The following is an 11,511-nucleotide window of genomic DNA, read 5'->3' on the forward strand; positions in this document are numbered from 1 at the left end:
GGTAGAATGTTAAGTAAATAAATGTGGTAAAGGAAGGGTCGTTTGTGTTGAAAGACCAGCGTATTTTGGAATTGATCAAAGAAAATCCGTTCATCACCCAGCAGCAGCTATCGGAAAAATTAAATCTTTCACGCTCGGCAGTAGCCGGATACATCTCAACGCTTACAAAAAAAGGGGAGATTGTAGGAAGAGCTTATGTTCTGAAAGAGGAGTCGAAAATCTTCTGTATTGGAGGGGCGAATATCGACCGGAAGAACCGCACGCTTTCACAGGTGCAATACGGAACTTCCAACCCTGTTTCTTCTCTTCAGAGCCTTGGGGGGGTAGCGAGAAACGTGGCTGAGAACCTCGGGAAACTTACCTGTGATGTTTCTCTTATTGCACTTACCGGAGAAGACCAGGACGGGGAATGGCTGATGAAACAGACGAAACAGCAGGGAGTGGACGTTTCGCAGTCCTTTGCCCTGAATGGAGAAAAAACCGGAGCCTACACTTCTATCCTAGATTCGTCCGGAGAACTGGTACTCGCAGTGGCGGATATGGAATTGTATGACCGTTTCACCTCCGGGCTTCTTGAAGAGAGATGGCCGCATATTGCTTCTGCGGAAGTGATTTTTGCAGATACGAACCTGCCGGAGGCAACACTTTCCTATTTGATTCAGCGGGCGGATAAAGAAGACCGCCATCTTTGGATACATACGGTTTCCACGACGAAAATGAAGCGACTGCCGGAAGATTTAAGCGGAGTCGGTGTGTTGTTCATCAACCTTGAAGAAGCAGCGGAACTTACAGGCGTGCATGGGGGAACGAAGGAAGAATGGAGAGAAGCCTGTGACCTCATGATCGGACGGGGAGTCTCAAAAGTTGTCATCCATCTTGATACGGACGGAGTATTTGTAAGAACGGATACGGGGGAAGAAGAATACGCGGCACCATACCCGCATACTTTGGAAGATGGTACCGGGGTTAAGGAAGCGTTTATCAGCGGCATGCTTTTCGGCTATACCCATAAGGAGTCTTTTCGCGATTCGATTCTGCTCGGAATGGCGGCAGCTGCCGAAGCGTGGCAGAGTACGGAAACCGTCGCCGCTCTTTCCAAGGAGAAATTGTATAATCAACTGCAAAGTTAGGGAGGGAGACTTATGGAAACGTTCGAGAAATACCTGGAAACGCTGACCGCCCCTGAAGCGAGAGTGCGGATGGAAGAAGTGCTCACGTGGATGAGGGAAGAATTTCCGCAGCTTAATGAAAGAATCGCGTGGAATCAGCCTATGTTCACAGATCACGGCACATATATCATCGGATTCAGTGCGTCCAAAAAACATATGGCTGTCTCGCCGGAGAAAGAAGGCATTACCCATTTTTCAAAAGAGATAGAAGACGCAGGATATAGACATACGAAAATGCTGTTGCAGATTCCCTGGGCAAAACCTGTAGACTATAAACTTTTAAAGCGAATGATTTCATACAACATAGCTGAAAAGAAGAACTGTACTTCCTTTTGGAGATAAACAAAAACATCTGTAACATCCATTTTTTCCGAAAATTCGAGCATCATTGAGGAAATCGGTATCATTTCTATTTCGTTTCGGTCAGAAAGCGACACGAAAGGTTTTACTCCCGATAATGGAGGGATTCACACGTTGATAAGCCTCCGGATTACGCGTACATTTACAATTGTGTTTCAAAAAAGGATCGTTTATTAAAGGAGTTGTAAAATGTATGTGGAAGTCTTTGAGAAAAAACGTAGGAATAGTGTCTTTCCTGTCAGTCTCCCTGCTGATGGCGGGCTGTGGAAGCGACGGTGAAGAAGCTTCTTCAGGAGGCGGCACAAATGTCAGTGAAGAAGTGGAACATACCATTGTCGGAATAGAACCGGGAGCAGGGGCAACGGTAGCAACTGAAGAAGCCGTGGAGACTTATGACTCCCTTAACGGCTGGGAGCACGAAACAGCTTCGACAGCGGCTATGCTCACTTCTCTCGGGGATGCTATCAAAGCGGAAGAACCTGTGGTTGTAGTCGGATGGTCGCCTCACTATATGTTCGCAAAGTGGGATCTGAAGTACCTTGAAGATCCGGAGGGGGCATACGGCGGATCAGAACAGATTACTACACTGGCCCGGACAGGATTTGAAGAAGAGTACCCGGGCGCTTACCAGATTCTTGAAAAAATAGGCTGGGATATTTCAACTCTTGAAGAACTGATGCTTAAAGCACAGGAAACTCCGATTGAAGAAGTAGCCCAGACCTGGATTGATGAGAATCAGGATAAGGTCGATGAGTGGATTGCAGAAGCACCGGAAGGCGAAGGAAAGTCGATTGAACTTGTTATGACTCCGTGGGATTCTGAACGTCTGACAGGTAATATGACAAAACGGGTCCTTGAACAGAAGGGGTATGAAGTGACGTTGACTCCCGTAGATCCGGCTATCGTGTTCGAAGCTTTGGCTCAGGGCGATGCCGACGCCACTCTCGCCGCCTGGCTGCCTAAAACGCACGGCAGTTTCTATGAAGAACATAAAGATAACCTCGTCAAGGTGAACGAAGCTATCACAGGTGCAAAAATTGGACTGGCGGTACCGGAATATATGGATATCGAGTCCATTGAAGATCTGGAACCGGCTGAATAATATTATAAAAGCGTGGAGCCTGAAAAAGCTCCACGCTTTATTTTGTCTTTTTCAAAAAAATATATGATACCCTTAAAAGTAGAAGATTGAATAGGAGGCATCATGCGTTGGCTAAAAATAAAAAGAAGAATCGGAAGAAACCTCATAACAGACCGGCCCCTTCCGGAAAACCGCATTCGTCGAAACAGGAGCAGCCAAAAACGACGGAAGTGACCTGTACAGGGCTTACGGACGACGGAAAAGGGATAGCGACGTGGAAGGGAAAACGTCTCGAAATTCCTCACCTCCTTCCGGGTGAAAAAGCGGAAGTCGCCGTACCAAAGCGCGGACCGGCTGAAGTCGTCCGGGTAACAGAAAAGAGCGAAGTGAGGCAGGAGGCACCCTGTCCTTACTTTTACGTGTGCGGCGGTTGTCAGATACAGCATATGACTCCGCTTGCCCAGAATGATTTCAAACAAAGTGTGGTCGACCGGCTTATGCAGCCGTTCGGAAAGCCTGAGAGGATCATGACGATGGAGCACCCTTTCGATTATCGTAATAAAAATACGATGACTTTCGGTGAAAATAGGAAACGTCAGATTATCGGAGGATTGTACGCAGCCAACTCCCATGATCTGATAGAAATCGACCGTTGCCTGATCCACGATCCGAAAGCGGACGCCATCATTGCCACCGTTAAGGAACTGCTGGTGTCTTTTAAACTTCGGGCCTATAATGAAGATACAAACCGGGGGTTTCTCCGTCACGTACTGATAAAAACAGGTAAAACGAGCGGAGAAGTGATGGTGGTATTCGTCACCGGCACTCCCGAATTCAAAGGGAAGAATAATTTCCTCAAAGCTCTTCGGCGTGATCATCCGGAAATTTCAACGATTATCCAGAATATCAATACGCGAAGCGACAGCATGGTACTGGGTAAACAGGAAAAAGTTCTGTTCGGTAAAGGGTATATTACCGATACGATCGGAGGCATGGAGTTTGAAATCTCTGCGAAATCTTTTTACCAGATCAACCCTGTACAGACGGAGAAACTGTATGGAAAAGCAGTGGAACTTGCCGGCCTGACAGGAAAGGAAACGGTGATAGACGCTTACTGCGGTATCGGCACTATCGGGTTACTCGCCAGCAAACAGGCAGGTAAAGTGATCGGGGTAGAGATGAATAAAGGAGCAGTCAAAGATGCCATCCGCAACTCCAGACACAATAAAGTGACCAATGCCCGCTTTTACGAAGGAGATGCCGGAAAGTTCATGATGAAGATGGCTGCAGAAGGCAAAAAAGCGGACGTCGTTATTCTCGACCCTCCGCGAAGCGGCAGTGATGAGGCTTTTCTGTCGAGCGTCGTGAAACTCGGACCCGGGCGGGTAGTGTATGTTTCATGTAACCCGGAAACTCAGGTGAGAGATCTTCATTATCTGAAGAAACACGGGTATAAAGTAAAGGAGATCCACCCGGTGGATATGTTTCCTCAGACGTATCATGTAGAGACAGCAGTACTGTTGGAGAAAAGTAAACGATAAGCCCGGTATTTTACCGGCGCTTATTTTTTTCTTGCACTTTCAAACACTTCCCATTAGAGTATATAATGTTAAAATATTATTCAGTTCAGAAAAACCGTGAAAGATACAGGAAATATAATTCTCTAGCTCAGCACGAATAGTGCTGGAAAGAAAGGGTTCGGATATATTATGAAAGATAATTTCTGGAAGGAGTTACCAAAACCTTTTTTCGTACTTGCTCCCATGGAGGCAGTCACGGATGTCGTATTTCGGCACGTTGTCAGTGAAGCGGCCCGGCCGGATGTCTTCTTCACTGAATTCACCAATACGGACAGCTATTGTCATCCCGACGGAAGAAGCAGCGTACGCGGCCGTCTGACTTTCACCGAAGACGAACAGCCGATTGTCGCTCACATATGGGGGGACAGACCGGAACATTTTCGTGAAATGAGCATCGGTATGGCTGAAATGGGCTATAGAGGGGTGGATATCAATATGGGATGTCCCGCTCCAAATGTTGCTACGAAAGGGAAAGGCTGCGGTCTGATCAGGCGTCCGGATGTCGCAGCAGAAATCGTACAGGAAGCGAAAGCCGGAGGGTTGCCGGTCAGTGTGAAGACAAGACTCGGGTATACGAGAGTCGACGAGTGGAAGACGTGGCTGAAGCACCTTCTGGAACAGGATATCGCCAATCTGTCCATCCACCTCCGCACCAAAAAAGAAATGAGCAATTATGATGCCCACTGGGAACTGATCCCGGAGATCAAAGCAATGCGGGATGAAGTCGCCCCCCATACCCTGCTTACGATAAACGGAGATATTCCGGATCGGCAGAAAGGGCTGGAACTCGTAGAGAAATACGGAGTGGACGGAGTGATGATAGGCCGCGGTATTTTCCATAACCCGTTCGCTTTTGAAATGGAAAAGAAAGAGCATACGAGCGAAGAACTGCTTGATCTTCTTCATCTGCAGCTCGATCTTCATGATAAATATTCGGAGGAACTGGAGCCGCGGATTTTCAAGCCGCTCCGCCGGTTCTTTAAAATATATGTAAAAGGTTTCCGTGGAGCCAGCGAGTTGAGGAACAAATTGATGAGCACGGAATCCACAGACGAAGTGCGGGAGCTCCTGGAGGAGTTCCGCTCTGAAAATAGAGAGCAGAGTACTGCCGCCTCTACATCAAAATAAAGGTACTAAACATCAAGAAGCACCGGACAGTCATCCGCAGTGCTTCTTTTTTTACCGGTTTTTACCGGTTTTGCCGGGTAACATAGAGAAGAATCTGGGAAACGACCGCGAGTACGGGCAGTTCAAGTAAAGGTCCTGTAATCAGTGCCAGTGCGACAAGAGGTCTGTCAGGAAATGCGGTCATTGCGACAGCAAGCGCCACGGGAGAATTTCTCGCAAGTGTCGTCATGGTAAGACTCGTCCGCCACGATTCGGGGAAGTTCATGATGTTGCCGGCCCATCTCCCTATGAAAAAATTGATCAGGAAGAACAGAACAATAGGCACGAAAATAATCCATAAAACGTGCAGATTCTCAAGGAGGAGACGCCCTTCCGAAGCGAACATGGCGGCTATAGCCAGACTCAGAAAAACGATCGGAAGAGGGCCGGCCCCTGACTGAAGACTTTTCATCATGCGGGGAGTTTTTTTCAGCAGAAGTCTGAATAAAATCGCAATCAGAAAGGGTGAAAACAGTACCATTACCACACTTTCTATAAAAAAAGCAGGTTGAACCATCCCCCCTGTCCCGGCGAAAAGAAGCAGATACACCGGAAGCAGTAACAGTTGCAACAGTAGGTTCACGGGAAGAATAGCGGTCGATAATGCTACGTCTCCCTTAGCAATACCGGTGAATACGAGATACCAGTCCGTACAGGGGGTGATCATAAGCATGATGAATCCTATATATAAAGAAGGGTGATCGGAAAGGAAAACAAAAGCCAGCCCCCAGGCCAACAGAGGTGACCATAAAAAGTTGATTACCAGGGTGGTCAGGGTAAAGGTGGTACGGGTAAAAGCCTGCTTCACTTCACGCAGGGGAACCTGAAAGAAAGTGAGAGTCAGCATTACCATCAGCAGGGGCAAAATAGCGTGGCCGGCGATGTGTTTGACGGAACTGACCTGGCTAAAAGCGATGCCTAGCAGGGCAGCCGTTAAAATGAGAGGCGTGTATATTTTTTCAAACATAGTCATTTATATCGGACCTTTCCGAGGGAATTGTTACTGACGATGATATCTTAATAAAAACAGCATAAATCTGATTTACGTACGAAATTACTAAATGTGCAGGAATAAATGTTTTCTTTTACAAACAATTGTCTTTGTGGTAAACTTTTGTTTAAAGAGGAGGCGATTACATGAGTCAGTCGGCCCGGCCCATCGTTTGTGTAGGCGGCGCCAATGTTGATAAGAAACTTTATGCTAAAAATGAAATCGTTCCCGGGACTTCAAACCCTGTGTCTTCTTCGACTTCCGTTGGCGGGGTAGCCCGGAACATAGCAGAAAACCTGGGCAGAATAGGAGAGGAAGTCGTTCTTCTTACAACGAAAGGAAACGACGCAGAGTGGCTGGCAATTGATAAAGAATGCAGCCATTACGTGAACCTGAATCATGTTTTCGAAATCCCCGATGCTTCCACAGGCTCTTACACTGCCGTACTTGAACCTGACGGCAACCTTTCCTGTGCATATGCGGACATGGACGTTTTCGATGAACTGACTAAGGAGAAGATTACCGGGGAACTTCCGGTTTTAGAAAAAGCGGCATGTATAATTGCAGACTTGAACTGTCCCGCGGAAACCGTGAAATTCTTACAATCTTTTGCCCTGGAAAATGATATACCTTTCGTTATCATTCCCGTCTCTTCTCCGAAGATGGATCGTCTCCCTTCCGATCTTACAGGGGTGGAGTGGCTGATTGTGAATCAGGACGAAACCGAAACGACTCTCGGCATGAAGATTGACACCGATAAAGATTGGGAGGAGTCCGTTTACAGATGGATGGATAAAGGTGCAGCTCATGTAATAGTAACAGGAGGAGAACGGGGGGTTATGGCAGGGGACGAAAAAGGAGTTTATTTCTTTCCGTCACTGGAAACGCGAGTAACAGATGTAACAGGAGCCGGGGATTCTTTCTGTGCCGCAGTCATTTATTCATGGCTGCAGAAGGAGTCTTTCCAGAAGAGTCTCCAGGCCGGTCTTGTGAATGCCCGCAAAACGATTATGTCAAATACGACAGTGAGACAGGATTTGTCTGAAGAACAACTAAAACAGGACAGGGAGGAATTTTTCAATGGAACAGTATCTTGAATATTCGCAGGAAGTAAGAGACGCTAAAATTAACGATAAACCGATAGTAGCACTTGAATCCACAATCATTTCCCACGGTATGCCATACCCGCAGAACGTGAAAATGGCCAGAGAAGTTGAACAGATTGTACGTGATGAAGGAGCAGTACCGGCGACCATAGCCATTATGGACGGGAAAATCAAAATAGGATTAAGTGATGAAGAACTGGAAAAATTCGGTAATAGCGAAGGGGTAGCCAAAGTTTCAAGGCGCGATCTTCCAAACGTTGTTGCAATGAAGAAACTGGGAGCTACGACCGTAACGACGACGATGATCTGTGCAGAAATGGCGGAAATCGAAATGTTCGTCACCGGAGGTATCGGAGGAGTGCACCGCGGAGCTGAAAAAACGATGGACATTTCTGCTGACCTTGAAGAACTGGCGAAGACGAACGTAGCTGTCGTATGCGCCGGCGCTAAATCCATACTCGATCTCGGATTGACGATGGAGTATCTGGAAACGAAAGGGGTACCTGTAATCGGTTATCAGACGGAGTATCTTCCTGCTTTCTACACAAGAACGAGTGAGTTCAAGCTTAGCTTCCGTGCCGAATCGGAAGAAGAGATAGCAGAAACCCTCAAAGCCAAATGGGATCTCGGTCTTCAGGGCGGAGCCGTTATTGCCAACCCTATCCCTGAAGAAGACGCGATGGATGAATCATACATCAACGGAATCATTTCCCAGGCTGTCAAAGAAGCTGAAACGGATAACATCTCCGGAAAAGACAGCACCCCTTATCTTCTTGGAAGAATCAAAGAACTTACAAACGGAAAAAGTCTGGACGCAAACATTGCCCTCGTTAAACACAACGCCCGTGTAGGCTCACGGATTGCGCTCAGTCTCGAAAAGAAAATTGAAAAAGAAGTGTAAGTGAATACCTTACGAACGGTCCCTGAAATTCAGGGACCGTTTTTTTATCTCTGAGTTATCGAGGCGATTTTTCAGTTATTCAATCAAATATATATTTGATTGAATGGTTGAATTTTTCGTCCAAAAAGAATATAGTATAATCAAACAAACTTTTGAATGAGGTGGCTGTAATGGCAGAGCAAGCTATAAAAAAACGAACGAATGATACATGCGAGACGTTTTGTTACGACGAAAAGCTCGTAGCAGATCTCAAACCCCGGGTGGAAAGAATCTCCGGTGTCGAGCAGATTTTCAAGGCGCTTGCCGATGAGAGACGCGTGAAAATCGTCTATGCTCTTACGCTCGAAGAAGAACTATGCGTCTGTGATGTATCCAATATTATAGGCTGTACTACGGCGACCGCCTCCCACCATTTACGTCAGTTGAAAAAAATGAATCTCGCCAAACATAGAAAAGAAGGGAAGCTTGTGTTCTACTCACTCAAGGATGAACACGTAAGGCAATTAGTATCTATAGCGCTTGCCCATTCGGAAGAGGTGGTTCCGTCATGATTACGAAAGAGAAAGCAAAAGATAAAGAAAAAGATGTCTGCTGTTCAGGCAACCAGGAAGAAACGGCGGAAACCGGCTGCTGTTCAGGCAAAAAGGAGGAAGTATCCGAAGGTACGTCCTGCTGCAGTAATGAAGAAGCTTCTTCTGCAGGAACGCCGGCTCCTTCATCCGAAAAAGGTGAAACGAGAGAATTTTATATCCACGGTATGGATTGCCCATCCTGTGCCGCAACTATTGAAAAAAGTTTAAGTAAAAACCCCGGCATACGTGACGCCACCGTGAGTTACGGCACCGGAAAACTTGCGGTGGGCGCATAAGAGCCCACGGTGTATAAAACAATCCCGAACGATGTTAAAAAATTGGGTTTTGAAGCAGTTCCGGCCCGGCAGGATAACGGGTACGAGACGTACCGGATAGCCGGTATGGATTGCGGTTCCTGTGCTATGACGATAGAAAAGCACATGGGCAGCCTCTCTTCGGTGGAGGACGTCCAGGTGAACTTTTCTACCGGTAATATGCAGGTCCTGCACGGTTTAACGCAGGAACAGATCTTAAAAGAAGTGAAAAAGTCCGGATTCGAAGCTTATCCGGAATCTGTGCCAGAAGAAGAAACACCCGCCTGGAAGAAAGGAAGTTTCGTAACCGTCATTTCCGGTGTCTTTCTGGCCCTCGGTTTCATTGGTTCGTTTACCGGCGTTCCGGCTGTTCTGGTTACCCTGATGTATGCAATTTCTATTGCCACCGGAGGTTTCAAACCGGTAAAATCAGCTTATTACGCCGTTCGAAGCAAATCGCTCGATATGAACGTACTGATGGCCTCCGCTGCGATCGGAGCAGCCATCATCGGCGAATGGTTCGAAGGAGCCATGGTCGTGTTCCTCTTTGCGGTCGGCAACCTTCTTCAGGACCGTTCCATGGAAAAAACGAGAGACTCTATAAGGAGTCTGATGGATTTGACGCCGGCCAAGGCTCTTGTGAAAACGGGAACCGGCTTAGAAGAGAAAAAAGTGGAAGACGTGGGAGTCGGAGAGGTGCTCGTCGTCCGTCCCGGGGATAAGATACCGATTGACGGGGAAGTGATTTCGGGTACGACAAGTATTAACGAAGCTCCGATTACAGGGGAGTCCATCCCTTCCGATAAAGATATAGGGGATGCCGTTTACGCAGGTACTCTTAATGGACACGGGGCTCTCGAGATCCGGGTGAGCACTTTGTCGGAAGATACGGCGATTGCAAAAATCATCCATATGGTGGAAGAAGCTCAGGAGAAAAAAGCTCCTACGGAAGCATTGATCGACCGGTTCGCGGCCATTTACACTCCCGTCGTTTTCATTCTGGCTCTTCTCGTCATGGTAGTACCTCCTCTGACAGGTTTTGGAACCTGGGGCGAGTGGGTTTACAAAGGCCTGGCTCTATTAGTGGTAGCCTGTCCATGTGCACTCGTCATCTCTACTCCGGTAGCGATCGTCTCGGCTATAGGAAATGCGGCAAAACAAGGAGTTCTTATTAAAGGCGGTACGTATCTTGAGAAGGCCGCAGCTGTTAAGTCAATAGCGTTTGATAAAACAGGAACGCTTACTGAAGGAAAGCCTAAAGTGGCAAAAACGGTAGTCTTCAGTGGAAATGAGGAAGAGCTCATTTCACAGGCCGCGACTATAGAATCTCAATCCTCGCATCCTATTGCGGTAGCGATCCTTACGTACGCAAAAGGTAAAGGAATTACATTGCAGGAAGGGGAAGATTTCCAGGCAATGGCCGGTCAGGGAGCGAAAGGTGACATTGAAGGCCGGGAAGTTTTCGTAGGGAAACCGAAACTTTTTCAAGATATGCAGATAGATTTACGTAATGTTCAAGGTGAGATTTCCCGGCTTCAGGAAGAAGGAAATACCCTGGTACTGGTAGGTACGCGCGAAAGTATCAGCGGAGTCATCGCCGTAAGAGATACTATCCGCGAGGTTACGGTACGGGCGATAGAGCGCCTGAAGAAAAATGGTATGAAAGATATGGTAATGCTGACCGGAGATAATGAAGGTACAGCTGTGAATATCGCAGGAGAAGCCGGAGTGACCCGTCACTTTGCGGAACTTATGCCTGAAGATAAAGTGACAGCTATCCAGAAACTTCAGAATGAAGGAAAACAGGTAGCTATGGTCGGGGATGGTATCAATGATGCCCCTGCTCTTGCGACAGCTGATCTTGGAATTGCTATGGGTGGTGCCGGAACAGACACTGCCATGGAAACGGCAGACGTTATTCTGATGGCTGATAATCTTGAGAAATTGCCGGAAACGATAAGTCTCAGTAAGAAAGCACTGAATATAATCAAACAGAATATCTGGTTTTCTCTTCTGACGAAAGCCGCAGCGCTTATTCTCATTTTCCCGGGAATACTGACATTGTGGATGGCTGTGTTGAGTGATACAGGTGCGGCTCTGATTGTTATATTGAACAGTATGAGACTTCTAAGAAATAAATAAAGGTTCTATTTCAAATGTTGGGGTGGAGGATCTTTTCCTCCGCCCCTTTATCCTAGGTGCTTGCCTACGTTCTTGAATTGGTGATGCATCAGAATGCGGGCCCGCAACCGGTCGTGCCGGCGAAAGCC

The 11,511-nt window shown here is 47.2% G+C and carries 9 protein-coding genes and 1 pseudogene; 9 read left to right on the forward strand and 1 reads right to left on the reverse strand.

Annotated features, from left to right (window positions below; all coding sequences use genetic code 11):
* Nucleotides 1-44 precede the first annotated feature (44 nt).
* From CKW00_RS05400 to CKW00_RS05420, 5 genes are all read left to right on the forward strand, one after another.
* Nucleotides 45-1,130 (forward strand): carbohydrate kinase, encoded by a 1,086-nt coding sequence (locus CKW00_RS05400; protein WP_146003370.1) that lies wholly within the window; start codon nt 45-47, stop codon nt 1,128-1,130.
* A gap of 12 nt (nt 1,131-1,142) precedes the next feature.
* Complete coding sequence (locus CKW00_RS05405) at nt 1,143-1,511, forward strand: iron chaperone (RefSeq protein WP_095821724.1); 369 nt, start codon at nt 1,143-1,145, stop codon at nt 1,509-1,511.
* A gap of 211 nt (nt 1,512-1,722) precedes the next feature.
* Entirely contained in the window at nt 1,723-2,631 is a 909-nt protein-coding gene (locus CKW00_RS05410) for a glycine betaine ABC transporter substrate-binding protein (protein ID WP_095821725.1), read from the forward strand.
* A gap of 107 nt (nt 2,632-2,738) precedes the next feature.
* A complete protein-coding gene (gene rlmD / locus CKW00_RS05415; RefSeq protein WP_095821726.1) occupies nt 2,739-4,151 on the forward strand; it encodes a 23S rRNA (uracil(1939)-C(5))-methyltransferase RlmD in 1,413 nt (470 codons plus the stop codon).
* 168 nt (nt 4,152-4,319) lie between these two features.
* On the forward strand, nt 4,320-5,318 hold the full coding sequence (locus CKW00_RS05420; protein ID WP_095821727.1) for a tRNA dihydrouridine synthase: 999 nt from the start codon (nt 4,320-4,322) through the stop codon (nt 5,316-5,318).
* Nucleotides 5,319-5,379: 61 nt separating this feature from the next.
* Here the strand turns inward: CKW00_RS05420 and CKW00_RS05425 are convergent, their stop codons facing one another.
* Nucleotides 5,380-6,330, reverse strand: coding sequence for an arsenic resistance protein (locus tag CKW00_RS05425; protein WP_095821728.1), 951 nt, complete (start codon nt 6,328-6,330; stop codon nt 5,380-5,382).
* Nucleotides 6,331-6,494: 164 nt separating this feature from the next.
* Here CKW00_RS05425 and CKW00_RS05430 point away from each other — a divergent pair, with 164 nt between their 5' ends.
* The 4 genes and pseudogenes from CKW00_RS05430 (at nt 6,495) to CKW00_RS05445 (ending at nt 11,383) form a co-directional block, all read left to right on the forward strand.
* On the forward strand, nt 6,495-7,445 hold the full coding sequence (locus CKW00_RS05430) for a carbohydrate kinase family protein (protein WP_095821729.1): 951 nt from the start codon (nt 6,495-6,497) through the stop codon (nt 7,443-7,445).
* The gene (locus tag CKW00_RS05435; RefSeq protein WP_095821730.1) at nt 7,429-8,355 is read left to right on the forward strand and encodes a pseudouridine-5'-phosphate glycosidase; all 927 of its coding nucleotides are present in this window, start codon (nt 7,429-7,431) and stop codon (nt 8,353-8,355) included. Before CKW00_RS05430 ends, CKW00_RS05435 begins: the two co-directional genes overlap by 17 nt.
* A gap of 170 nt (nt 8,356-8,525) precedes the next feature.
* Complete coding sequence (locus CKW00_RS05440) at nt 8,526-8,906, forward strand: ArsR/SmtB family transcription factor (RefSeq protein WP_095821731.1); 381 nt, start codon at nt 8,526-8,528, stop codon at nt 8,904-8,906.
* Nucleotides 8,903-11,383 (forward strand): annotated as a pseudogene (locus tag CKW00_RS05445) (heavy metal translocating P-type ATPase). The gene CKW00_RS05440 and the pseudogene CKW00_RS05445 overlap by 4 nt, the downstream one beginning before the upstream one ends.
* Nucleotides 11,384-11,511 lie beyond the last annotated feature (128 nt).

The sequence above is a fragment of the Salimicrobium humidisoli genome (assembly GCF_002295105.1).
In the GTDB taxonomy this organism is placed as follows: domain Bacteria; phylum Bacillota; class Bacilli; order Bacillales; family Halobacillaceae; genus Salimicrobium; species Salimicrobium humidisoli.

Coding starts and splice junctions, on each gene's coding strand:
- CKW00_RS05420 (WP_095821727.1), top strand. CDS start 4,320: ATGAAAGATAATTTCTGGAAGGAGTTACCAAAACCTTTTTTCGTACTT.
- CKW00_RS05410 (WP_095821725.1), top strand. CDS start 1,723: ATGTGGAAGTCTTTGAGAAAAAACGTAGGAATAGTGTCTTTCCTGTCA.
- CKW00_RS05440 (WP_095821731.1), top strand. CDS start 8,526: ATGGCAGAGCAAGCTATAAAAAAACGAACGAATGATACATGCGAGACG.
- CKW00_RS05430 (WP_095821729.1), top strand. CDS start 6,495: ATGAGTCAGTCGGCCCGGCCCATCGTTTGTGTAGGCGGCGCCAATGTT.
- CKW00_RS05425 (WP_095821728.1), bottom strand. CDS start 6,330: ATGACTATGTTTGAAAAAATATACACGCCTCTCATTTTAACGGCTGCC.
- CKW00_RS05435 (WP_095821730.1), top strand. CDS start 7,429: ATGGAACAGTATCTTGAATATTCGCAGGAAGTAAGAGACGCTAAAATT.
- CKW00_RS05405 (WP_095821724.1), top strand. CDS start 1,143: ATGGAAACGTTCGAGAAATACCTGGAAACGCTGACCGCCCCTGAAGCG.